The sequence below is a fragment of the Paeniglutamicibacter gangotriensis Lz1y genome (assembly GCF_000348945.1).
GTDB lineage: Bacteria > Actinomycetota > Actinomycetes > Actinomycetales > Micrococcaceae > Paeniglutamicibacter > Paeniglutamicibacter gangotriensis.
This window is the reverse complement of record NZ_AOCK01000012.1, coordinates 159668-183939: the sequence shown is the minus strand read 5'-3', so window position 1 is coordinate 183939 and position 24272 is coordinate 159668. Positions and strand designations below refer to the sequence as shown.

23 protein-coding genes and 1 tRNA gene are annotated in these 24272 nt (G+C 62.6%); 2 read left to right on the top strand and 22 right to left on the bottom strand.

Annotation, left to right across the window (positions count from 1 at the left end; translation table 11 throughout):
• The first annotated feature begins 251 nt into the window (after positions 1-251).
• Positions 252-1085 (top strand): formate/nitrite transporter family protein, encoded by an 834-nt coding sequence (locus tag ADIAG_RS17875; RefSeq protein ID WP_007272837.1) that lies wholly within the window; start codon positions 252-254, stop codon positions 1083-1085.
• A 164-nt stretch (positions 1086-1249) separates the two neighbouring features.
• Positions 1250-1666: a nuclear transport factor 2 family protein gene (locus tag ADIAG_RS17870; protein ID WP_007272836.1), complete on the top strand. Its 417-nt coding sequence runs from the start codon at positions 1250-1252 to the stop codon at positions 1664-1666.
• A gap of 238 nt (positions 1667-1904) precedes the next feature.
• On the opposite strand, the gene nrdF is transcribed toward ADIAG_RS17870, so the two are convergent.
• From nrdF to ADIAG_RS17765, 22 genes are all read right to left on the bottom strand, one after another.
• Positions 1905-2885, bottom strand: a complete 981-nt coding sequence (gene nrdF / locus ADIAG_RS17865) for a class 1b ribonucleoside-diphosphate reductase subunit beta (RefSeq protein WP_007272835.1) — start codon at positions 2883-2885, stop codon at positions 1905-1907.
• Positions 2886-3016: 131 nt separating this feature from the next.
• A complete protein-coding gene (gene nrdE / locus ADIAG_RS17860) occupies positions 3017-5158 on the bottom strand; it encodes a class 1b ribonucleoside-diphosphate reductase subunit alpha (protein WP_007272834.1) in 2142 nt (713 codons plus the stop codon).
• Positions 5155-5637, bottom strand: coding sequence for a class Ib ribonucleoside-diphosphate reductase assembly flavoprotein NrdI (nrdI, locus tag ADIAG_RS17855; protein ID WP_007272833.1), 483 nt, complete (start codon positions 5635-5637; stop codon positions 5155-5157). The genes nrdE and nrdI overlap by 4 nt, the downstream gene beginning before the upstream one ends.
• A gap of 46 nt (positions 5638-5683) precedes the next feature.
• Positions 5684-5929 carry a glutaredoxin-like protein NrdH gene (gene nrdH / locus ADIAG_RS17850; protein ID WP_007272832.1) on the bottom strand — a complete coding sequence of 82 codons (246 nt, stop codon included), beginning with the start codon at positions 5927-5929 and terminating at the stop codon, positions 5684-5686.
• Between the two features lie 807 nt (positions 5930-6736).
• The gene (locus ADIAG_RS17845; RefSeq protein ID WP_007272831.1) at positions 6737-7564 is read right to left on the bottom strand and encodes a bifunctional hydroxymethylpyrimidine kinase/phosphomethylpyrimidine kinase; all 828 of its coding nucleotides are present in this window, start codon (positions 7562-7564) and stop codon (positions 6737-6739) included.
• 13 nt (positions 7565-7577) lie between these two features.
• Positions 7578-8378, bottom strand: a complete 801-nt coding sequence (locus ADIAG_RS17840) for a YggS family pyridoxal phosphate-dependent enzyme (RefSeq protein WP_007272830.1) — start codon at positions 8376-8378, stop codon at positions 7578-7580.
• A 608-nt stretch (positions 8379-8986) separates the two neighbouring features.
• The gene (locus ADIAG_RS17835; protein WP_043475769.1) at positions 8987-9337 is read right to left on the bottom strand and encodes a zinc ribbon domain-containing protein YjdM; all 351 of its coding nucleotides are present in this window, start codon (positions 9335-9337) and stop codon (positions 8987-8989) included.
• A gap of 204 nt (positions 9338-9541) precedes the next feature.
• On the bottom strand, positions 9542-9691 hold the full coding sequence (locus ADIAG_RS21705) for a hypothetical protein (RefSeq protein WP_007272828.1): 150 nt from the start codon (positions 9689-9691) through the stop codon (positions 9542-9544).
• 63 nt (positions 9692-9754) lie between these two features.
• On the bottom strand, positions 9755-10306 hold the full coding sequence (locus ADIAG_RS17830) for a hypothetical protein (protein WP_007272827.1): 552 nt from the start codon (positions 10304-10306) through the stop codon (positions 9755-9757).
• Positions 10307-10311: 5 nt separating this feature from the next.
• A complete protein-coding gene (locus tag ADIAG_RS17825; protein ID WP_007272826.1) occupies positions 10312-10908 on the bottom strand; it encodes a hypothetical protein in 597 nt (198 codons plus the stop codon).
• 155 nt (positions 10909-11063) lie between these two features.
• Positions 11064-12080, bottom strand: coding sequence for an NADP-dependent oxidoreductase (locus ADIAG_RS17820; protein ID WP_007272825.1), 1017 nt, complete (start codon positions 12078-12080; stop codon positions 11064-11066).
• A gap of 232 nt (positions 12081-12312) precedes the next feature.
• A tRNA-Ala gene (locus ADIAG_RS17815) sits at positions 12313-12388 on the bottom strand.
• Between the two features lie 74 nt (positions 12389-12462).
• Complete coding sequence (gene rsfS, locus ADIAG_RS17810) at positions 12463-12876, bottom strand: ribosome silencing factor (protein WP_007272824.1); 414 nt, start codon at positions 12874-12876, stop codon at positions 12463-12465.
• A 43-nt stretch (positions 12877-12919) separates the two neighbouring features.
• A complete protein-coding gene (locus tag ADIAG_RS17805; protein ID WP_043475766.1) occupies positions 12920-14398 on the bottom strand; it encodes a hypothetical protein in 1479 nt (492 codons plus the stop codon).
• Between the two features lie 13 nt (positions 14399-14411).
• Entirely contained in the window at positions 14412-15086 is a 675-nt protein-coding gene (gene nadD / locus ADIAG_RS17800) for a nicotinate-nucleotide adenylyltransferase (RefSeq protein ID WP_007272822.1), read from the bottom strand.
• Positions 15046-15267: a hypothetical protein gene (locus ADIAG_RS17795; protein WP_007272821.1), complete on the bottom strand. Its 222-nt coding sequence runs from the start codon at positions 15265-15267 to the stop codon at positions 15046-15048. Before ADIAG_RS17795 ends, nadD begins: the two co-directional genes overlap by 41 nt.
• A gap of 103 nt (positions 15268-15370) precedes the next feature.
• Entirely contained in the window at positions 15371-16690 is a 1320-nt protein-coding gene (locus ADIAG_RS17790) for a glutamate-5-semialdehyde dehydrogenase (RefSeq protein WP_007272820.1), read from the bottom strand.
• 77 nt (positions 16691-16767) lie between these two features.
• On the bottom strand, positions 16768-17907 hold the full coding sequence (proB, locus tag ADIAG_RS17785) for a glutamate 5-kinase (RefSeq protein WP_007272819.1): 1140 nt from the start codon (positions 17905-17907) through the stop codon (positions 16768-16770).
• 9 nt (positions 17908-17916) lie between these two features.
• Positions 17917-19488 (bottom strand): GTPase ObgE, encoded by a 1572-nt coding sequence (gene obgE, locus ADIAG_RS17780; RefSeq protein WP_007272818.1) that lies wholly within the window; start codon positions 19486-19488, stop codon positions 17917-17919.
• Between the two features lie 152 nt (positions 19489-19640).
• Positions 19641-19892, bottom strand: coding sequence for a 50S ribosomal protein L27 (gene rpmA / locus ADIAG_RS17775; protein ID WP_007272817.1), 252 nt, complete (start codon positions 19890-19892; stop codon positions 19641-19643).
• A gap of 48 nt (positions 19893-19940) precedes the next feature.
• Positions 19941-20249 carry a 50S ribosomal protein L21 gene (gene rplU / locus ADIAG_RS17770; protein ID WP_007272816.1) on the bottom strand — a complete coding sequence of 103 codons (309 nt, stop codon included), beginning with the start codon at positions 20247-20249 and terminating at the stop codon, positions 19941-19943.
• Between the two features lie 194 nt (positions 20250-20443).
• Positions 20444-23809 (bottom strand): Rne/Rng family ribonuclease, encoded by a 3366-nt coding sequence (locus ADIAG_RS17765; RefSeq protein WP_007272815.1) that lies wholly within the window; start codon positions 23807-23809, stop codon positions 20444-20446.
• Positions 23810-24272 lie beyond the last annotated feature (463 nt).

Below are 24272 nucleotides of genomic sequence, written 5' to 3'. Positions count from 1 at the left end.
ACCAAGAAAGCTGCCGCCTCCTAAGCCGCCCGCTGCCACGCGCCAAGTCGATCCGCTCATCCGCCTCGGAGTTGAAAATACTTCCAAAAATCAGCACCGACAAGGCGGCACGAGCGGCTAATGTTGTCTCAAACCTGCCGACGATCCACGGCACGCTTCACGGGGCACACCCACTACTACGCCGCACGCCAAGGAATCGCCGACGGACTCCAGAGAGTTCAACACCTTGCAACAGCGGAAAGGCCGACACTGTGAGTGGAGACGAACGCAGGCGACAGCTTGGGGACAACGATGCCCCTGTCGAAGAGGAAATCGAGGAGTCCTTCAACCGAATTGTCGAGGAGGGCGCCCAACGTCTGGCCCGGAACTGGACCACGATATTGGTGACCGGGACGTTCGGCGGGATGGAAGTCGGCATAGGCGTGATGGCCTATCTGGCGGTCATGCACGAGACCCATAACCACCTGTTGGCGGGGTTGGCTTTCGGCATTGGACTCGTTGCCCTGCTGCTGGCCAAGAGCGAACTATTCACCGAGGACTTCCTGGTCCCTATCGCCGCGGTCGCAGCCAAGGAAGCCGGCGGAGGGCAGCTCGCCAAGCTTTGGGGAGGCACGCTGCTGACGAACTTGGTCGGCGGCTGGGTCTTCATGTGGATCGTGGTGCAGGCGTTCCCGCAGTGGACGCCCGAACTGGAAACCGCGGCCCGGCACTTCGTGGAGGCCGGATTCAGCTGGCAGTCTCTCTGCCTGGCAGTGCTGGGCGGCAGCACCATCACGCTGATGACTCGCATGCAGCAGGGCACGGAATCGGATCTTGCAAAAATGGTGGTGGCCGTGGCTTGTGGATTCCTACTTGCCGGGCTGCAGCTGTTCCACTCCATCCTGGATTCACTGCTGATATTCGGGGCCATCCATGCCGGGGTCCCGGTGGACTACCTGGACTGGCTGGGCTGGTTCGGCTATACGCTGCTGTTCAATATTATTGGCGGCCTGCTGCTGGTCACTTCGCTACGTTTACTGCGCAACAAGGAGCTGATTCGCGAGCGGCGTGACGACGCACCGGAGGACCCGGACGCCGCTCGGTGAACGAGATATAGGCTGCTTGCGCAAAATGTGGGAAGGTATCAAAAATCGCTGGTGGACGACTTCCGGAAGTCAGATCCCACTGCAACCCGGTGGTGGCGCATGCCCTCGCAGCGAGTCCTGAGTCTCTCATTGACTGCCGGAAGGTGCGAGCCAATAATAGCCACATGGGAAACGCCGAGCTCGCAATCTTCCAGACACTGCTCGACCAGTGGGCCGAAGCCATTGTGGCCAACAATGCAGTACGGATCGGGTCCTTTGCCGAACCGGACTGGATTATGGTCACGCCCGAAGGTGGACCCGGAAAACGGGAGGGGTTCCTCGCTTCCGTTGAATCAGGAAACCTGACACACTCCGAAATGGCCTTCGAAGTCCTCGAGGCAAGAATCTATGACGATGTGGCTGTGGTGCTGGCGCACGGCACCAACAAGGGCAGGTGGAAGGGCACGGCGTTTGCGGCCGACGAATGGGTCACCGAAGCCTTCATCCGCCGAGAAACCGGCTGGAGTTGCGCCTTCTCGGCGTTGACCCCAAATTTTGTCGCCTCGACGGGGACGGCCGCTACAAACGCAGTCATTCCCTAGCTTGCAGCCGGGTACGGGGCGCCGGCGCCAAGATCACCACAAAATCAAAGGCGCGGTGCCTGCAGCTTCACCTCGGACGATCCCGAAGATCAGCCTCGGACACACGCGTAATTATGGCGCGAGGTTCCTGCCAAGAATCCACGAGCCTGGGTCACGGCCCGAGACCCATAAAACAGGCCAGGGCGGTGGTTTCCTGGTGGAAACTACCGCCCTGGCCGAACGCCGAGTGGTTCTGGACTTAGAAGTCCCAGTCCTCGTCTTCGGTGTTCACGGCCTTGCCGATCACGTAGGAAGAGCCGGAGCCGGAGAAGAAGTCGTGGTTCTCATCCGAGTTCGGGCTCAACGCCGAAAGGATTGCCGGGTTAACATCGGTAACCGATGCCGGGAACATGGCTTCGTACCCCAGGTTCATCAGCGCCTTGTTGGCGTTGTAGTGCAGGAACTTCTTGACGTCCTCGGCCAGGCCGACACTGTCGTAAAGATCGTGCGTGTACTGGACCTCGTTCTCGTAGAGCTCGAAGAGCAGCTCGAAGGTGTAGTCCTTCAGCTCCTGCTTGCGCTCTTCGCTGACCCCCTCGAGCTCAAGGCCCTTCTGGTACTTGTAGCCGATGTAGTAGCCGTGCACGGCCTCGTCGCGGATGATCAAGCGAATCATGTCGGCCGTGTTGGTCAGCTTGGCCCGTGAGGACCAGTACATCGGCAGGTAGAAGCCCGAGTAGAAGAGGAACGACTCGAGCAGCGTCGAAGCGATCTTGCGCTTGAGCGGATCTTCGCCGTAGTAGTAGCCCTCAATGATCTGGGCCTTCTTCTGCAGGTTTACGTTCTCCGTGGACCAGCGGAATGCCTCGTCGATTTCCTTGGTGGAGGCCAAGGTCGAGAAGATCGAAGAGTAGCTCTTGGCGTGAACCGATTCCATGAAGGCAATGTTGGTGTACACAGCCTCTTCGTGCGGGGTCAGTGCGTCCGGGATCAGCGAGACGGCGCCAACGGTGCCCTGCAGGGTGTCCAACAGGGTCAGGCCGGTGAAGACGCGCATGGTCAGCAGCTTCTCGGCCTCGGTCAACGTTCCCCACGACTGGACATCGTTGGACAGCGGAATCTTCTCCGGCAGCCAGAAGTTGTTGACCAGCCGGTTCCAAACCTCGACGTCCTTGTCATCCTGGATGCGGTTCCAGTTGATCGCTTCGACGTGGCTGGCCAGCTTCAGCTTCTCAGTCATTTCCGTCCCTCTTCTTACTAAAGTTTTTGGGTTTTGCGGGTGCGTGTACGACGGCGGGTGGTTACCCGCCGTCGTACACATTCGATTGTCACGCTATCGCTAACTGACAACCGGTGGTAAATCAGCAGCTCTTAGAGTGCGCAGGAAACGCAGCCCTCAACCTCGGTACCTTCGAGAGCCATCTGACGCAGACGGATGTAGTAGAGCGTCTTGATGCCCTTGCGCCATGCGTAGATCTGAGCCTTGTTGATGTCACGCGTGGTGGCGGTGTCCTTGAAGAACAAGGTCAGGGACAGACCCTGATCAACGTGCTGCGTGGCGACCGCGTAGGTGTCGATGACCTTCTCGTAACCGATTTCGTACGCATCCTGGTAGTACTCCAGGTTGTCGTTGGTCAGGTACGGAGCCGGGTAGTACACGCGGCCGATCTTGCCTTCCTTGCGGATCTCGATCTTCGCTGCCACCGGGTGGATCGAGGAGGTCGAGTTGTTAATGTAGGAGATCGAGCCGGTCGGCGGGACAGCCTGCAGGTTCTGGTTGTAGATGCCGTGCTCCATTATGGAAGCCTTCAGCGCACGCCAGTCGTCCTGGGTAGGGATGTCGATGCCGGTGAAGAGTTCACGTACACGCTCGGTGGCGGGAACCCATTCCTGATCGGTGTACTTGTCGAAGAACTCGCCCGAGGCATACTTCGAGTCAGCGAAGCCCTCGAAGGTTTCGTTCTTCTCGATGGCCAGCAGGTTCGAAGCACGCAGCGCGTGGAAGACCACGGTGTAGAAGTAGATGTTGGTGAAGTCCAACCCCTCTTCCGAACCGTAGTAGACGCGTTCGCGAGCCAGGTAGCCGTGCAGGTTCATCTGCCCCAGGCCAATGGCGTGGGTCTTGGCGTTGCCCTGGGCAATCGAAGGCACCGAGTTGATGTACGACATGTCGGACACTGCCGACAGGGCGCGGATGGCGGTCTCGATGGAACCAGCGAGGTTCTTGCCGTCCATCGCCTTGGCGATGTTCATCGAACCGAGGTTGCAAGAGATGTCCTTGCCCACGGTTTCGTAGCTCAGGTCCTCGTTGTATTCCGAGGCAGTCGAGACCTGCAGGATCTCCGAGCACAGGTTGCTCATCGAGATCTTGCCCTTGATCGGGTTCTCGCGGTTTACGGTGTCCTCGAACATGATGTACGGGTAACCGGATTCGAACTGAATCTCTGCCAAGGTCTGGAAGAATTCGCGCGCGTTGATCTTGGTCTTCTTGATGCGGGCATCATCGACCATCTCGTAGTACTTCTCGGTAACGAAGATGTCGCTGAACGGCACCCCGTAAACCTTCTGGACGTCGTAAGGCGAGAACAGATACATGTCCTCATTCTTACGGGCCAAGTCGAAGGTGATGTCAGGAACCACAACACCCAATGACAGGGTCTTGATGCGGATCTTTTCATCGGCGTTCTCACGCTTGGTATCCAGGAAACGCAGGATGTCCGGGTGGTGGGCGTTGAGGTACACCGCGCCAGCACCCTGGCGTGCGCCAAGCTGGTTGGCATAGGAGAAGCTGTCTTCGAGAAGCTTCATCACGGGGATGACGCCGGAAGACTGGTTCTCGATCTGCTTGATCGGAGCGCCGTGTTCGCGGACGTTGGTCAGCGAAAGGGCAACACCGCCACCGCGCTTGGACAGCTGCAGCGAGGAGTTGATGCCGCGGGAAATTGATTCCATGTTGTCTTCGATGCGAAGCAGGAAGCAGGAAACGAGCTCGCCACGCTGGGCCTTGCCAGCGTTCAGGAACGTCGGGGTTGCCGGCTGGAAGCGGCCTTCAATGATCTCGTCGACCAGGGCGACGGCCATCTCTTCGTTGCCGCGAGCTAGATGCAAGGCAACCATGCAGACGCGGTCTTCGTAGCGCTCCAAGTAACGCTTGCCGTCAAAGGTCTTCAAGGTGTACGAGGTATAGAACTTGAAGGCACCGAGGAAGGTCTCGAAGCGGAACTTCTTCGCGTAGGCGCCGCGGTAGAGATCGCGGATGAAGTTCCGGGTGTACTGGTCGAGAGTTTCGCTCTCGTAGTACTCGTGCTTGACCAAGTATTCGAGCTTCTCGTCAAGATCGTGGAAGAACACGGTGTTGTTGTTGACGTGTTCCAAGAAGTACTGACGTGCCGCGGCACGGTCGGCCTCAAACTGGATTCGCCCTTCAGAATCGTAAAGATTCAGCATGGCGTTCAGCTCATGGTAACCCAGGCCCTGAAAAGCGGCCGGCAATTCCTTCGAATCCTGCTTCATTTCAGGTTCTGCGACTTTCGTGTCCAAAAGACTTCCAATCCTTCGCGAACGCGGGTCACATCTTCTGGAGTGCCCATCAGTTCGAATTTATACAGAAGCGGAACATTGCATTTGGCTGCAATCTTGATTGCCGCCAAGCAATATGTGGTTCCAAAATTAGTGTTTCCTGCGCCTACGACGCCCTGCAGCAGGTTCCGGTTGCGTGCATCGTTAAGGAATCTGACAACTTGGGGCGGGACCGAACGCTCTCCCTTTTCCCCACCATAGGTGGGAAGGAGAAGAACAAACGGGCTGTCTGCCACCAAGCCAGGGTCGCGGGGACGCAACGGGATGCGCTCGCAATCAAGATCCAGTTTCTCGACGAACCGGTGTGTATACCCGGAAGCCGAGGAGAAATAGATCAAGTTGCTGTTGGTATGTACCTCCGCCGGAACGGCATGATCATGCATTGGTGGTGTGGCCAACGCTGAACTCGGCATTTTTGATCGCCTCGAATTGCTGGAGTTGGTAAAACTGGGGGGCGGATTACGCCACGGATGAAGCCAAGCCCTGGGCTAGCTCCTCGATTTTGTCCGGACGGAAGCCGGACCAATGATCGGCCTCGGTGATCACTACAGGGGCCTGCATGTAACCCAGGGCACGAACGCGCTCCAAGGCAGCAGGATCCTGCGAAATGTCAACACTCTGGTAGACGATGCCCTTCTTATCAAGAGCTCGGTACGTTGCATTGCACTGTACGCATGCTGGCTTCGTGTAAACCGTGACGGTCATATCCGTAAATCCCCTCGTGCAAAAATCCGTGTATGTGATGTAGCTGGTTCCCTATGCTTGCTCCCCTAGAGAGGCGCATATGAACGTTTGTGGTCCGGCGGCTAGAAGCCTTCGAAAGGTGAAGATTAGCGTTTTTCTCTGTACTCGAGATTCACAAGCACTAGGCCTCACCAGCTGATTCAATACTACATCTAGTGGGGCCTTGGGGGTTAGACCCCAACATGATGTATTACACCCCTGTTATTCGACGGACGCGAAGTCCACAAGGCCTGTGGATAAATCGTGCCGCTTAAACCCCGTGAATCCAACGAAACCGAGAACCTATCCACAACCTGTGGAGTAGTAAGTCTCAGAATAAATGGTTGGCGTGTCGTTCTTCACGGCGTGTCGAGCTTCCCGCACAGGACCACAACATATGGAGGATGTCGATAGACGCTAACACTACCCATAGTGTTCGGCGCGGCCCGACACTGCGCTTCCCCCCCCACAAAATCCACAGTCCTACCGGACCACGCAAAAGACCCTCGAACAAGTCCCGACCAGCCTCCCAAAACGCGGCCGTCCGTCCCGAGTAAACCATCCAATGGCCACAGTTTGGTGTCCGACCCGCACCGGTGCGGATCTGAGCATCGACCAGCCTCCCCCGGTACCAAGCCGGGCTCACGCACAACTCCCCTGGCTCACTGCTCTTGGATCCCCGCAGATCGCTCCGGACGCCCTCCCATAGGTCCCAGCCAGGCACCTAGTTCCGCCCGGACCGATGCTTCTGATGTGCCGGGACTACGGTTGGCCCACCGATAGGCTATATTATTTTGCTTGCGTCCTAGGACTGAACCACGGATCCTGCCCTGCCAAAGCCGTTGCGGTCTCTCCGGCGGCACCGGCGATCGCGTCTGTCAATGCACTACCGCTAAGCAGCGCTCCCACGATAGTGCCCACAAAGAAGTCGCCTGCCCCTTTTGCTCGGCTTTCGATGAACGGAGTCTTCACCCGAAAAGTTTCTTCGCGTGTGGCCACGAACGTATGAACGTTAGAATCATTCGCCTCGTGGTGCGCCGCGCTCGTCACCGCCACCCATTCAAGATCCGGCGTCAGCAGTGAGCGGGCTTTTTCCTCGACGGACGTGTGGGTCTGGCCTTCGGTCAACAGGTCAAGTTCGAAGTTGTTGGGTGTGAGTGCGTTGGCCAGTGGAAGCAGGTGCTGGATATAGCCATTAACCACTTCCAGAGACGTGTAGAGACCGACGTCCTGATCCCCCATGGCCGGATCGACAAGCAGCCGGACCCCGGGGTTGGTCTGGCGCAATTTCGCGAACCATTCCCCAACGATTTGTGCCTGACCAGCATGGGCCAGGTATCCGACGCAGACGAAGGATGCGTCTCTGAGCACATCGCGTGCCAAGAGATCATCCAGGATGCCAACCAGCCACGAGTCCAGCAGCGGCCCCCCGGCCAGCGTCGGGTAGTGAGGTAAATTACTGAACACGACGGTCGGTACACAGACTGCCCGGTGCCCGGCCCGTTCAATCAACCGCGCGATGACATTGTTTCCGACCGAGCCGTAGGCCAGCTGGGAACTGATGACGACGGCGGCAATCGGGCGTTGGTCCAGTTCGTATGGAAGCTCCTGGCGCATCTGGTTTGGCGCCCTACTCCGCGGCGGGTTTATCGCCGGCGAATCCCGGCCAGTAGTGGCTGTCTGGCAGCGCACGGGCACCGAAAATGCCTTGTCCGACCCGGACAACCGTAGCCCCTTCGGCGATGGCGAGTTCGAAGTCGCCGCTCATGCCCATCGACAGCTCTTCGATGACCATGCCTTCCGGAGCGGTCGTGCGCAACAGGTCTCGCAGTTCCCGCAGCCGCACGAAGCATGCCCGCACGGCTTCCTTGTCATCGCTGAAAAGCGCCAGTGTCATCAGACCTTTGACATGCAACCGGTCGAACTGCGGCAGCTGATCCACGAATTCCTGAACGGCTTCCGGCGGCAAACCAAACTTGCTTTCTTCGGCCGAGGTGTTGACTTGGACGAAAACATCAAGCTGACGGTCCTCGGCCTCGAGTCGACGCTGCAGTGCCGCGGCTTGTCGCACATTGTCGAGTGCCTGGAATTCGTGGGCAAACTTGGCCACGAACTTGGCCTTGTTAGTTTGTAGGTTCCCGATCACTGAGAACTTCAGTTCCGGAATGTCGGCCAGGGCCTCTGCCTTACGCGACGCTTCCTGGACCTTGTTCTCCCCCAGGAAGTCCATTCCCGCTTCCACTGCCAACCGCAAGCGCTCCTCGGGGACGGTCTTGGAGACCGGCAATAGTCGGACCGATTCCGGGTCTCGACCCGCCTTACGGGCAGCGGCCTCGATGCGAGCCTTGATGGAGGCGAGGTTGTGCTTAAAATCCTCGACGGTCTCGGCATGGGCGGCGGCGGGTTCTGGGCTATGTGCGGGCAATGTCATGGCGGGAAGAATCTTTCACGATTAAGTAACTTCGAGTGCGTCGGCACATCGAGCAGAATGGTCGATGAACCACGGCCAACATAGCACGTCGTTATCCGAGGCCTAGTCACAGACTATTACTGTCCAGCGAGCAGGCTCGCGTCGCTTGGCTGCGACTGCGGGCCACCAATTCCCCGATTGCCATCGCTTAGGTGCCTTGGGAATGGTTTTCCAACGTCAACGTCCGCACGCACCGATCAGTCTGGTCCTCACCGATACAACGGCCGTGGATCTATAGCTCCGCAGTTTGGCGCGATACTACGGGACACTCAACACCTCGAGGGGGGGCCTTGCGCTGTCCACCCGGCGCGGGAATCGAGGAAAACCGTAAAGCGGGCCAGCCGGCGACAAAGGCCCGGTGGCATTGATCTGGAACTCCATATGTCCCCGGGCATACCGCTTTCTGCTGGTCTGATGCGGATGGACTGGCGTTCGTTATGCCCATTGGTGTCGCACGGTGCTGGGGTGGCGCCTTCACCTCAGCACCTCCCGATGATGGTGCCCTGACGCCCAAAACGCCACTCTCCAAAGGAGCCTGGCGTCTAGATGCCGCTGAAAACGCGGTGGGCTTAGACCTTCTTGACGACGGAGGACTTCAGGTGCATCGGCCCGAAACCGTCCACCTTGCAAGAGATGTCATGTCCGTCGATGGGGTCGACCAGACGAATGTTGCGCACCTTGGTGCCAACCTTGATGGCTTGGGCTTGGCCTTTGACCTTCAGGTCCTTGATCACGGTGACGGTGTCGCCGTCGGCCAGCACGTTGCCAACCGAGTCCTTGATGGCCGTATCCTGCGGCTCTTCAGCGGATTCAACCTCCGCCGACCACTCATGGGCGCACTCGGGGCAGACCAGCAAGGCTCCCATTTCGTAGGTATAAGGGCCTGAACACTGTGGGCACGATGGCAAAACGTCACTCATGGCACCCATTCTAGGCGGTGGGCACAAATCAGGGGCGGGAGCTGGAAGCCTCGCGGCTTTCCGACGCGCTGCGGCAGGCGCGGCACGGACCGCTAAACCGGCGGTACCCAGGCCCAAGATGAGCATGGACACGATCTCGCTCAGGAAGTATTGGCTGAAGGGAAGCAGTACCCGGGGTATCTGCTCGGGCAGGGTGTCGATCGCCTACAGGTTTTGCAGCGGGAGGCGCAGACCCGTGACCAGCCACGGCAGCAGTCCGATGGCAACAGCACCGATCCCGACCAATAAATACCACCAGACCCGGTGGGTGTTGCCCGGGCCATTCACTGCGTGTGAGTGCTGCGTCGAGATCATGTGGTGAACTCTTCCTGGGTTGCGCAGCGGTCTGGGCCACCCCTCGGGGGTAAGGGAAGATGATCAGCTGCCGATCAGCAGTCCGACGCCCACCGCGGCACAGGCCCACAGGACGCTGACAAAGGTGCCGAGGATGAATTGTTCGGCCGCCGCGTGCTGCTTGAGTTCCGAAAACCTGCCCAGCCCCTTGACGGCCAAGACGATGGCCAGCCCCTCGGGCCATCCGACCCACAGGGTGGAGGCGATGGCGGCACGTTCCAACAGCCCGATCCACATGCCTCCACGCAAGGGCGCGGACTCGGCCACTTCGGCGGTGGAAGGTTCCTCGGAGCCCCGTTTGAAGGCGGCCAGTCGGAAGACCGCCTCGGTGACTGGCCCGCCGCCCAAGGTGGCTGCGGCAACGCTGGCGATGACCACCAGCTCACCGGGAACGGTACTGCTACCGGGGAGGTGGTTGCCGACCGCTGCCAGGATTCCCGCCACGGACAGCAGGGCCACCAGCAGGGCGCTGGACAGTGTTTGGCTCAGGGGCCAGCGCCAACCCGAGGCGGCGAAGTATCTCGGGGCACCGAGAGGGATGACGGCAAGAAGCAGCGCCCACGCGATCCAATTCATCGGCCTCAGCCCTCTTCCATGTATATCGAGTAGCGGTGCAGCGCCGCGCCGGCAAGCTCCGTCAGCCGGCCGGCCTCGTACCAGAGGCCCGAGGACAGTCGCGCCGAGACCGCTTGCTGCGAGATGTCCAGGCGGGTGGCAACTTGCTGCTGAGTTAACCCCTGTGAGACCAGCATGCCAGCTTCGGCCGACGATTCGGTGCGACGAGCGTTGACCAAGGCGACCAATTGCAATTCGGCTTCGAGCCGTTCGGCTTCCATCCCGGTACCTGCCAGCGCCAAGGACCCACTGGAGCTCTTCGCCCGTTCGACTGCCACTCGGGCGTGTTCAAATGCCGGCCCTCTCCCGGCGCGGGTCTGGGCAGGCATCGGGGTCTGCACGGCACCCACCCCGATCCCGACGCTCCATTCTCCGGTACCGGCGACATCCAGGGCCAGCGCGACTGCTACGGCACCGTCGCTCAGGACGCCTTGGATTTCATCTCCAGCGGTTCGCTCGAAGCCGCGCTCGGTGCTGTAGTGCTCGACGAGGTGGCGCAGGAGCGTCTCGACCTTATCTGGGCCCGAACGGGAACGGCGCTGGTCAATGGTAATTACGATCATGATACAAACTTACAGACTTGTATCTACTTGCACAATGCCTAGGGCTTGTTGATCACTTTACAAGGGGCCACGGTTGCGGCAACCCCCCAGGAATGCGCAGCTCCGCGTTGTACTGCAGCACCTGGCTGCATCTTCTCAAGGCAACCTGGCATTGCTTATGCGGGCATCACGATGATGACCTTGCCCTTCGCTCGCCGGGATTCAAGGCGCTCGAAGGCGCTGGCAAAGTCTTCCAAGAGGTAGGTGCTATCGATGCTGAGCTTCAGCTTCCCCGCCTCGACCAACCCACCAAGCTCTGCCAACCCGGAGGCATCGGATTCCATGAAGAAGAAGTCGCACGTGGCACCGGCCGCGCGGGCCGCCTTCTTGGCCTTGCGGCTCATGGCTGCGGCCGCCGGGCGTATCAGCACCCGGCGCAGCCCCGCGACCTCTTCGGGGATCCCCGCCGGTGTCAGCGGTCCGCTGAGCGATACAACCTTTCCGCCCGGTCGCACACAGCTGAACACGTCACGATCGGTTTCCAGGCCCACCAGGTCCAGCACTTTGTCGAATAGCTCCGCGACATCGGAACTATTGTGTTCGCGGTAGTTGATGCTCAGATCCGCACCGGCCTGCTCAACAAGCTGGCGGCCCTGCGCAGATGCGGTGGCGCTCACGTGTGCACCGGCCAGCTTGGCCAGCTGGATTGCCAGCAGACCGACTCCCCCGGCGCCACCGGTTACCAGCAACCGCTCCCCCTCTTGGACGTCGAGGTGTCCAGGGCCCAACGCCTGCTGGGCCGCGAGCCCGGCCAACGGAAGCGCCGCCGCATTGACCAACGCCACAGACCGCGGCGCCATGGCCACCAAATCCTGCTCAAGGACCACCAGCTCTGCCAGCGTCCCGGACACATGGTTCTGCACATGGGCCACCACCGCATCGCCGAGCACAAAACGCGAAACGTCCCGGCCGACCCCCACCACCACGCCGCTGAGCTCATTGCCGGCGATCTGCGGAAAGCGGAGAGGATGCAACATTTTCATCCGCCCCTGCCGCTGCATGGCATCAACCGGGTTCAGCCCCACCGCGACGACCTTGATCAGCACCTGATGGTGGGTTGGAATCGGTTCCGGAAGCTCGAGGACCTCCATGACGTCCGGTCCACCGTACGTGGAGTAGGCAATGGCTTTCATGCGTGTTCCTTCACTGATCTCGCGTGATTCACGGAGCATTGACGCCGACACCGAAGAAGCGACCCGACGACGTTCCATGCTACGCGGGTCCCTGCCGCCGCGTCATCGGCCCGAGGCGGGCCACCGTCGTGCGATCTGCCGCAGCATGCGACCCGACCGCCATCGAGGCCGTCCTTCCCGGACACAAAGAAGGTCTCCGACCTGGATCGGAGACCTTCTTTAGTTTACTAACTGGTGGAGGTAAGGGGATTCGAACCCCTGACCTTCTGCATGCCATGCAGACGCGCTACCAACTGCGCCATACCCCCAAATGAGAGCCGCCCTTTCGGGCAACTCAACCATCATAGGCCACACAAATCATGTGGCGCAAATCGGGCTCCCCCTAGAGGGAATCCGGCAGCGTTTCGATGTGCGACATGTCGGTTGCGGGCTCACCGGTGGTCGGCAGCTCAATGACCGGGCAGTCGCCCCAGAGGCGTTCGAGTGCGTAGAAGACACGGTCTTCGTTGTGCTGAACGTGGATCACGACGTCTGCGTAGTCCAACAGCACCCAGCGCCCTGCACCGCGACCTTCACGGCGCACCGGGCGGATGTCGAACTTCTCGGCAAGCTTGTCTTCGACCTCGTCGACGATGGCGTTGACCTGGCGCTCGGAGGCTGCCGAGGCAATCAAGAACGCGTCGGTGACACCCAGGCGTTCGGAAACGTCGAGGGCGATCAGGTTTTCGGCCTGCTTCTCTGCTGCGGCCAGGGCCGCGGTTTTGATCAGGTCGATGGAGTGTTCGTGTGCGCTCATAAGGGGGATCTCCTTGAGAAGTCGGTGGCTCCGCAAAAGCGGGCTAATTGGAGTTCAGGAACATGATGAGGCCGGCCACCAGAGCCGCGCCTCCAACGGACAGTGCCGCGATGACCATCACATACATGTTGTTGGCACGACGCATTCCGGCGGTCTGCACGTCCAGGGGTTCGAGCCCCTGAGCACGCACGGCACGCACCGGCGGGTGGGCACTTGTCGTTCCTGTGGTTCCGGCCTCGGCGGAAGCGGGCCCGGGGGCCGCCGCCTTGGTCGGTGCTGCTGCGGCAGCTTGTTTCGCGGCGGGTGGCTTGGTGCCGCCCGCCGGTGCCTGGGCCGGAGTAGCAGCCTTTGGCTTTTGCGCAGGTTTGGCCGCCGGGGCTTTCGCAGCCGGGGCCTGCGGCTTGGGCGCCAGGGGCGCCGAAGCCGGAGTCTTGGCCGCGGGTGCCGCGGCGGGGTCTGCACCATCAACGATGGTGCCCTGTTCTGTCATGGCGAGGTTGTATCCGCGCGTCAACGGGCCGCTGATGCCGGTGTTGACCAGCTTCTTTTCGACCTCGTCGTCGACCAGGTTGTTCATGGCCCCGGTGAAGGGGTCCGAGCGGCGCGCGTCGGCACGCTGGGTGTTGGCTTCCTGCATGCGTAGGCGTTCGGCGGCACGGCGGGAAATGATCGCTGCACGTGCGGCTAGCTCACGCTGCTGGGCCAGGACCTCCAGGTCCACATCTGCCAGGTCCTCTTCGGGAGCAATCAGCAGCGGCTCCTCGGGTGCGCCACCACCGGAACGCCGACGCAGCGCGAGGGCAGCTTCGACGGTCATTTGCGGCTTGGCGGTGGGCTTCGCCTTGCCAGCTGCTGGCGCCTTCGCAGCAGGAGTCTTCGCTGCTGGGGACTTCGCGGGGGCCAGTTTCGCCGCAGCGGGCTTGGCCGCCGGTTTCTTGGGCTCGCCCGGCTTAGAGGCAGCGGGCCTCGGGGAGGCAGGAGCGGTTGCGGCAGGGCTGGCTTCTTCGGCCGCGGCACCGGGATTCGCAGCCGAAGCCGCCTTGAGTGCCTGCAGGCGCATTTGCTTGCGCGTCAGCGGTGCCGGGTCATCGCCGGGTGAAACAGTTTTGGGAGAAAGCTCGGAAACTTCCTGTTCCAGCTTGCGGCGGGTACGCAGGGCCTCGCGGTCGCGGGCACGCTGCAACGAGGTGCGTTCGGCACGCTCGGGCACTGCGTCAACTTCGCCGTCGGTGGCGCGGCGGCTGCGTGCAGGCACTGCCGTCGGCTCCGGTTTGGCTGCGGGAGCTGGCGCTGCAGGATTTGCTGCCGGAGCTTGCTTCGGCACCGGCTTAGCTGCCGACTTGTCAACGGGTTTGGCAACCGTCGGCGACTCGGCGGCCGTCTGCTTCGGCGCGGTTGCTGCTTCAGCGCCTGCGTCGGCCGCTTCCTCCTGGGCAAGCAGCGCTTCGGCCTCGGCGCGTCGCGCTTCCCGCAGGGCTCGCCTGCTGGGCGCGGGCCAGGTCTCGTCGCTCATCTTGTCCATTTCCCGGCCGACTCTAGATCTGGCCGTTGTTTACTGCGTTGCTCTTGTCGTTGTACAGCTTGTACTTGGCGATGTACTGCACCACGCCATCCGGAACCAAATACCACACCGGGTGTCCGGTCCGCACGCGCTCGCGGCAATCAGTCGAGGATATCGCCATCGCCGGAACTTCCATCAGCGACACGTCGTTGCGATCAAGCACCGGCAGTTCGTGGCCTGGTCTGGTGACCCCCACGAAATGCGCCAATTCCCATAGCTCCTCGGCGTTCTTCCACCCCAGGATCTGCTCCATGGCATCGGCACCTGTGATGAAGAACAACTCGGCCTCTGGCCGCTGAGCGGCCAAATCCCGGAGCGTGTCGATGGTGTACGTCGGACCGGGACGGTCGATGTCCACGCGGCTGACCGTGAACCGGGGGTTCGCCGCGGTGGCGATCACCGTCATCAGGTAACGGTGCTCGGCCGGGGCCACCTCGCGGTCAGACTTCTGCCAGGGTTCCCCGGTGGGTACGAACACGACTTCGTCGAGGTCGAAGACCGAGGCAACTTCACTGGCGGCCACCAAGTGGCCATGGTGAATCGGATCGAAGGTCCCGCCCATGACGCCGAGGCGAAATGGGCGGTCGGTTCGTTCGGCCGTCAGACGACTACTGATGGCCGTGCTTGTTGGCGTGTGTCCGGTGCACATCCTCTGGCTCCGGCTTGATCTGGTGACGCCGTCCCACATTGGAGTAGGACATGGTGACCAGCAGCATCACCATAAAAGCCAGGAAGATTCCGCCGCCGACAAGCAGCGCCTGGGTCTGGGTGGACATTCCACCGGTGGACTCGGCGGCAAGGATTGCCGCGTTCAGGGACTGGGTAAACATGTTTCTCCAGGGTCTTATGTGCCACCGCCGCGGCAGCGGCCGGGGCACGGTCTTGCAACTAGTATGTCTCGTTAGCTTCTATCGTACCCACCTTGACACGTAGCTACGAACGCACATGCCCATCGCCTTGCACAATCCACTTGGTCGTGGTCAGCTCGCGCAGTCCCATGGGACCGCGCGCATGCATCTTCTGCGTCGAAATGCCCACTTCTGCGCCCAGACCCAACTGCCCGCCGTCGGTGAAACGCGTCGAGGCGTTGACGATGACGGCCGCCGAATCAACCTCCGCGATGAAGCGCTCGGCATGGGCCAGATCGTTGGTCAGAATCGCTTCGGTGTGCCCGGTGCTGTGAGCCCGGATATGGCGCATGGCTCCATCAAGGTCATCTACCACCGCCACCGAGAGATCCAGGTCCATGTACTCGGTGTCCCAATCGGACTCCACCGCATCGATGGTGGGAGTCTGCCCGGCCATCGCCTTGGCCCGCGCATCAACGTGCAGGCGCACCCCCGCCCGATGCAACGCCGCCAGGACCTCCGTGGCGGCGGTGGCATTGGCGTGCAGCAGCAGGGTCTCGACGGTGTTGCACACGCTGGGGCGCTGGGTCTTGGCGTTGAGCAGGATCGGCACGGCCATTTTCGCGCTGGCCGACTCGTCCAGGTAGATGTGCACGTTGCCCTCGCCGGTCTCGATGACCGGGACACTGGCGGTGCTGACGACCCGCTGGATCAATTCGCGGCCGCCACGCGGGATCAGCACGTCGATCTCACCGCGGGCACCCATCATCGCATCGGCACCATCACGTCCCCAGTCGTCCACCGAGGCCACGGCGTCGGCAGGCAGACCCACCGATTCCAGGGCGTCACGGATCAGCGCGAGCAGGGCCAGGTTTGAGTGGGAGGCGGCGCTCCCGCCGCGCAGCAACACCGCGTTGCCGCTTTTCAGGGCCAACCCGGCGATGTCGACGGTAACGTTGGGGCGGGCCTCGTAGATCGCGCCGATCACTCCCATGGGGACGTAGATCTGGCGCAACCGCAGCCCGTTGGGCAGGGTCTGGCCGCGCAGTACGGTGCCGACGGGGTCCGGCAGCCCGGCCAGTTCCTGAAGTGCGGAGATCAGCCCGTCGACGCGCTCGTCGGTGAGCTTGAGCCGGTCCAGCAGGGCCTCGGTGGTGCCCTTGGCGCGGCCGGCCTCGAGGTCCTTGGCGTTGGCCTTGATCACCGCGGCGCGGTTGGCATCAAGGGACGCGGCGATGGCCAGCAGCCCGCGATCCTTCCAGTTCCGATCGGCACGCGCCAGCACGCGTGACGCGGCTCTAGCCTTCTGGGCCAGCCGCGAAACCGCTGTTGCGGCGTCCGCTACTGCGGAGGATCCTTCGGCTGAATCGGTCAAAGTGTGCGCTGCATCGGTGTTCTGGCTCATGATTCACCATTCTACGGTGGATGCACCGCGGCCCACCCCTAATGTTAAGCAGCCCCCAGGCGCACACTACCTCGAGGCTAGACGAGCACCAGATCGTCCACGTGCACCACGGCGCGTTCGAACGAGCCGCCCAGATCCTCGCCCAGGTCGCGGGTGGAGCGGCCCAACATCTGCGGCAACTCCGCCGAGGAGAAGTTCACCAGGCCGCGGGCGATGACAGTTCCGGCGGCGTCACAGATCTCCACCGCGTCCCCGGCCTCGAAGGATCCGCTCAGAGCGATGATCCCGGCCGGCAACAGCGAGGCGATGCCCGATGACACGGCGCGCACGGCCCCGGGATCCAGCAGCACTCGGCCCTGGGTGGAGGCCAGGTGCGCCAACCACAGCATGCGGGTAGAGCGTCGTCCGCCACGGGCGGAGAACCAGGTCCCCACATCCGCCCCGGCCAGCGCCGCGGCGGCGTTGGCCGTGGAGGTGACCAGCGCAGGAATACCAGAATCGGCGCTCATGGTCGCGGCCTCGACCTTGGTGGCCATCCCCCCGGTGCCCAGCCCGGCCGAACCGGTGGAACCGATATCCAGCTTGGCTAGGTCCTCGGCGCACGCGATGGACCCCACGCGCACTCCCCCGGCGTTCGGCGGTGCGTCATAGACGGCATCGATATCCGAGAGCAGCAGCAAGACATCGGCCTTGACCAGGTGCGCCACTAGGGCGGCGAGTCGATCGTTGTCACCGAAGCGGATCTCGTGGGTGGCCACGGTGTCGTTTTCGTTCACGATCGGCACCACACCCAAGGCCAGCAACCGGTTCAGCGCACGGAACGCATTGGCGTATTGCTGGCGGCGGATCAGGTCATCCGCGGTGAGCAGGACCTGGCCGACGGTGACCCCATGGGCCGAGAACGCCTGGGTGTATTTGGCCATCAGCAGCCCCTGACCCACCGAGGCCGCGGCCTGCTGGGTGGCCAAATCACGCGGGCGGCGCCCCAAATCGAGGGGTGCCAGGCCTGCGGCAATCGCTCCGGAGGAGACCAAGATGATTTCGGTCCCCGCCGTGTTGACCGCCGCCAGGCGGTCAACCAGGGAACTCAGGGCTTCCTCGGAAATGCCGCCGGACAGCGTGGTCAGGGACGAAGAACCGACCTTGACCACGATCCGACTGGCGCGGGGCAGATCCGCACGTTGAGCAATGCCCGAAGGCTGGTGTGTGGCGCGCACGTGACTCGACTACTCCCCGGACTTGGGCAGCTGGTGCTTGTAGTTGACCGACTCCGTCCAGATTCCGGCCTTGCGCTCGGCTTCCAGATCTTCGCGCGCTGCAGCCTTGGCACCCTTGCGTGCCTCGTGTGCAGCCTTCTTCTCGTCGCGGGACGGACGTGCACCGTACTCGGCCAGGCGCTCGTCCTGGCCACGGCGCGAGCCCAGCAGCTCGGCACCGGCGGCCATCGTCGGCTCCCAGTCAAAGACCACGGCGTCGACCTCGGAGCCGATGACCACCGCATCCCCGGGCCTGGCACCGAGCTTGAACAGCTGGTTTTCGACCCCGAGCTTGGCCAGGCGGTCGGCAAGGTAGCCCACGGCCTCGTCGTTGCGGAAATCGGTCTGCTGGATCCAGCGCTCGGGCTTTTCGCCCATGACGCGGTAGAGCACCTCGAGGTTGTGCTCCTCCTCGCGGATCACGAACCCTGCCTTGCTGGCCTTGGTGGCACGGGGGCGCACCACGTCGACGGCAACCGGCAGCGGTGCTGCTTCGATCTTCGCCCGTGCCTCGGTCACCAGGTCTGCCATCGCAAAGGAGAGCTCGCGCAGTCCCTCGCGGGTCATGGCCGAAACCTCGAAGACACGGTAGCCGCGCTTTTCCAGTTCCGGGCGCACGAATTCGGCCATGTCGCGTCCGTCAGGCATATCGACCTTGTTCAGGGCGATCAGTCGCGGACGTTCGTTCAGCGGGATGATCTGGCCATCGGCGCCGGCGAATGAGGAGTCGACCTCATAGGCGTCGAGTTCTCCCTGGATGATGTCCAGGTCGGTGACCGGGTCTCGGTCCGCTTCCAGGGCGGCGCAGTCAAGCACGTGCACCAGGGCGGCGCAGCGCTCGACGTGACGCAGGAATTCCAGACCCAGGCCGCGGCCCTCGGAGGCTCCCGGGATCAGGCCAGGAACATCTGCCACGGTGTAGCGGACCTCTCCGGCCTGCACCACACCGAGGTTCGGGACCAGGGTGGTGAAGGGGTAGTCGGCGATCTTGGGACGTGCTGCGGAGAGCGCGGCGATCAGCGATGACTTGCCGGCCGAGGGATAACCCACCAGGGCTACGTCGGCGACGGACTTGAGTTCAAGGACTACTTCGGCCGCTTCGCCGGGGGTGCCCAGCAATGCGAAGCCGGGGGCCTTGCGTCGTTGGCTGGCCAGCCCCGCGTTGCCCAGACCGCCGAAGCCGCCTGCGGCAATGATGTATTCGGTGCCGTCGCCAATCAGGTCGGCAAGGATTTCTCCGGACCGGGTCTTGACCACGGTTCCCTCGGGAACCGGAAGGGTGAGGGTCTCGCCGTTCTTGCCCGGGCGCAGGTCACCCTTGCCGCCTTCGCCGTTGCCGGCGTGACGGTGCGGTGAGTGGTGGTAGGAGAGCAAGGTCGTGGTCTGGGCGTCAACGCGCAGGATCACATCCCCGCCGCTGCCACCGGAGCCGCCGTCGGGTCCGCCGAGGGGCTTAAACTTTTCGCGTTTGATGGAGACACAGCCGTGTCCGCCGGTACCACCGGAGACATGGAGGACCACTCGGTCGATGAAGGCTGCCACGGTTGAAAGCTCCTAGTACAAAAAAGGTGGCGTCTTACGCCCGTCGGCCCAAGGCCGAGGTGCTGTAAAACACTGGGGTTTTGAAAAAACACATAGAGGGTGAGCCGTGCGGCCCACCCTCTATTGTGCAATGAATGCGGTTACGCGCCTAGTTAGACCGTAACGATGTTCACGACTTTACGACCGCGGCGTGTGCCGAATTCGACAGCCCCGGCTTCAAGTGCGAACAGGGTGTCGTCCTTGCCGATTCCAACGCCGGCGCCCGGGTGGAAGCGGGTGCCCCGCTGGCGAACGATGATTTCACCGGCGGAAACAACCTGACCACCAAAGCGCTTGACGCCCAGGTACTGGGGGTTGGAGTCGCGACCGTTGCGAGTAGAACTCGCGCCCTTCTTACTTGCCATTGAATGTGCCTACCTTCAGGTAATGAGAATTCTTGGAAACAACCGCAATTAAGCGATCGAGGTGACCTTGACCTTGGTCAGCGAAGCGCGGAAACCCTGGCGCTTCTTGTAACCGGTCTTGTTCTTGTACTTCTGGATGACAATCTTCTGGCCGCGAAGGTTCTCAACGACCTCAGCGGTCACCGTGACCTTGGCAAGCTCGTCGGCTGCAGAAGTTACCTTCTCGCCGTCGACCAGCAACAGGGCCGGCAGTTCAATGGAGGCGCCGGGGGCAGCCTTCAAGCGGTCAAGGGTTACGAGGTCTCCAACAGAAACCTTTTCCTGGCGGCCGCCAGCGCGGACAATTGCGTACACCACGTGGGTACTCACTTCTACTCGACGTTCAATCTGTCTTGCTGCGCATCACTACCTCGAAACGAGTTCAAGGATTGCGCTGTGCTGGCACGCCGAGCGGAAGAATCCGATAGCTGGCGTTCGCACCGAGGATCTAGACTACGCTAAAAAGCGTTGCGGGGGCAAATAGAACCTGCCCCCGCGCGTCGCCTAGACCCCTACTCTTTTAGCTCGTTGACCGGCACTCCGACGCCCAGCATAACCGGCGCTTTCGCGGCTTTTAGCGGCTTTTGGGTCGAAGTTGGTTCAGCGAGCGAAGCAACATGGGTTTTGCCCGATGCTGCAGGCGTGTCCGATGCCACAGTAACTGCGGTGTCGGATCCACCCTGCGGGCTCATGGCACGGCGGCTGCGCTTGACGCGAGCCTCCGGCACAATGCCCGAAGTCTTCTTGGTTGCCGTTGCGGCAGGCCCTTCGGTCGCCGCATCGGAGGAGGCCTGGCCTGCCACGCCCGAGAGCACCGGTGCTGCCGGGGCAGCAGCTGCTTCCGCCGGGGCGGTTGCGGGCTCGGTGACCTTCGCACGGGCCTTGCGGCGGGTGCGGGTGCGTGCCGGACGGGAATTATCCGATTCTTCGCCGTCACCGGTAGAAGCCTGCTCGGCTTCCTCGGTGCTCGAGGTGTGACCCGGCAGGGCGGCTTCCAAGTTTTCCAGCGTCAGCTTGGCCGAGGACTCGGCCGAACCTGCCCGGCGGTTGCGCCGTGCAGCGGGAACCGCCACCGACTCCCCCGCAACGGTCAGCGTGGCTTCCTCGTCGGTGGATTCCGCGGCATCGGCATCGTGCGCGGCGTGGGCCGCAGCGGCGATGTTAGCGAAGGCTGTGCGCGTGGCGTTGGCCTTGGCAGCGTTCTCCGGTTCCTTGGCCTCGGTGGCGGCAGGTGCGGCGGATGCTGCTGCCTGCTCGGTGTGCGAGTCGGTGTCCGTATCGCGGCTGTTGCGGCGGCGGCGTTCGGCCCGTGAGGGCTTCTGGTCGCCACGGTTCGCCGAAGTGTGAAGTTCCCCGGCCGAGTTGAAAGCACGGCGGTGCTCAACAGGCTCATCGTGGGTGATCACACCGCGGCCGTTGCAAGCCTCGCAGTCTTCACCGAAGACCTCCAGCAGACCGGTTCCCATGCGCTTGCGCGTCATCTGGATCAGTCCCAGGCTGGTGACCTCGGCCACCTGGTGCTTGGTGCGGTCGCGGCCCAGGCATTCGACCAGGCGACGGAGCACCAGGTCGCGGTTCGATTCGAGCACCATGTCGATGAAGTCGATGACGATGATGCCGCCGATGTCACGCAGGCGCAGCTGGCGCACGACCTCTTCGGCAGCCTCCAAGTTGTTCTTGGTGACGGTTTCCTCGAGGTTTCCGCCCGAACCGGTGTACTTGCCGGTGTTCACGTCGACCACGGTCATGGCCTCGGTGCGGTCAATGACCAGCGAGCCACCCGAAGGCAGGAAGACCTTGCGGTCCAGGGCCTTGTGGATCTGCTCGTCCAGACGGTAGTGCCCGAAGATGTCCTCGTCGGACTCCCACTTTTCCAGGCGCGAGACCAGATCCGGGGCCACATAGGTCACGTAGGCCTCGATGGTGTCCCAGGCGTCCTCGCCGGAGACAATCAGCTTGGTGAAGTCCTCGTTGAAGACATCACGGACGACCTTGATGGTCAAATCCGGTTCGGCGTAAAGCAGCTCAGGTGCCAGCGTCTTGGTGGAGGTCGCGGCGGCGTCGATGCCTTCCCACTGGGCGCGCAGGCGGTTGATGTCATGCATCAACTCTTCCTCGGAAGCGCCCTCGGCGGCGGTGCGCACGATCACGCCAGCATTTTCCGGCAGGTGATCCTTGAGGATCTTCTTCAGGCGGTTGCGCTCCACATCCGGGAGCTTGCGCGAGATACCGGTCATCGAGCCACCCGGTACGTAGACCAGGTAGCGGCCCGGCAAGGAGATCTGTGAGGTCAGGCGGGCGCCCTTGTGGCCGACCGGGTCCTTGGTGACCTGCACCAGGACACTGTCCCCGGACTTCAGGGCGTGTTCGATGCGGCGCGGCTGACCGTCAAGGCCAGCGGCGTCCCAGTTGACCTCGCCGGCGTAGAGCACGGCGTTGCGTCCGCGTCCGATGTCGATGAAGGCTGCCTCCATCGAGGGCAGAACGTTCTGCACCTTACCGACGTAGACGTTGCCGATCAGCGAATCCTGCTGAGTCTTGGAGACGAAGTGCTCGGCCATGATGCCGTCTTCCAGGACGCCGATCTGGATCCGGTCCTCGCGCTGACGCACGATCATCTGGCGGTCCACGGATTCACGGCGGGCCAGGAACTCGGCCTCGGTGATGACCTGGCGGCGGCGGCCTGACTCGCGCGAATCGCGGCGGCGCTGACGCTTGGCTTCCAGACGGGTGGAACCGCGCACTGCGGTGACCTTGTTGGAGACCACCGGTTCCAGGGTGGCGCGCGGGGCACGGACCCGGGTGATGGTGTTCGGCGGGTCGTTCTCCGAGCCACCGGTCAGTTCGAGGTCTGCATCCCCGCGGCGACGGCGACGACGACGACGGGACACGACGCTTGAGTCGTCTCCGTCATCTTCGTGCGATTCGTGCTGGGCACGGGACCCTGACTCTTCATGGTCCGTTTCGCCGGCCTCGGGAATCGAGGGGGCCCGGAAAATCAGCGACAGCGCTGATTCCGGGATGGCGAACGGATCGGTGATGGCCACGGGCTCGCCATCTGCATCCTTCTCGGTATCAAGCACTGCGTCAGCGGAAGCTGCCGGTGCCTTGGCCTCGGTTGCCTCGACGCTTTGGCTGGCGCGAGAGCCGCGGGCCGGACGGCGACGGGTGGTCTTGGCCGGCTCGGCATCCTGCGAGGATTCCTCGGCGGCCGGGGCAACGGCTTCGGCGGCGGGAGCCGGTTCCTCGGCTGCTACCTCGGTGTTGCTGGCAGCGGAGCTGGCCCGGCGGCTACGACCACGGGCCGGCCGCGTGGTGGCGGTGTCCTCGGTGTCCTTCACGGCTGCCGGTGCGGCAACTGCTTCGGTGGCGCTTTCAAAGGTCTTGGATTCGGCTTCGGCCTGTGCCGCGGGAGCAGCAATCACGGCCGGGGCCTCGGTCGCTGCGGAGGACGGGGAGGTGACCCCGGAGGTTGCACGGCGCGGACCACGACGGGTCGGTGCCTTTGCGGGGGCCTGGACCGGAGCCTGCTGCTCGGTCTTGGCCGGTGCTGCCGCACGCTTCTGGCCGGTGGCCTCGGCGACGACCGACTCGACCGTGGCATCCTGGGCGGTCTTCGCCCGTGCGTTGGACCTGGAGGGGGCAGCATTCCTGGCCGGGCTGCGGCGTGTGCTGGCACCACGCGGGGAAACCGACTGGCGCAGCTTGCCTCCGGGGGAAGCAGCGGCGTCGTTGAGGTCAGCCAGGGTCATGGCCCGGCGCGGCGGCGGCGGTGAGGGTTCGTTGAAGTTGCCGCGTGGTGCGCGGCTGGTGCGGGTGCTGCGGGCCTTGGGTCCCTGCCCCATCGCTGCCTTTGATTCGTCGCGATTCAGTGCCATGTTAAAAGAGTGCTCCTCGGCGGGTCGATGGCTCCCACAGATAGCTCGTCTTCCCTGGTTGGTTCGCTGGACCGGGCCGTGTGGCCGCGTGTCCCAGCGGAAGTCCTTTGATATGTCCGCACTCGGGTGCGCCAACCGTGTCAGGGGCGCGGCATCCATGCGGGACCAACGGCGCTTTTCCAAGCAAGCCGCTTTTTGTTGCGGCGACCATATCGCGGTATTCGCTTCGACCTTCGTATAGGCGGTCTCTTGGCAGCAGATGCATCGCAATCGGGCTTGAAAGCCTGTCGTTGGGTTGAAAGCAGACTGTGGATCCACGAACAACCACTGCAATTGTCTCATACCGACACGCCGATGGACGCCGCGGTCCTGAATCGAGCTTCACGTACACGGCTTCACGGGAGTATTGCACCGCTGGTTGTCCCGGCCTCGGCGCGGGGTCGGGAAGCCGATGGGCGCCGGC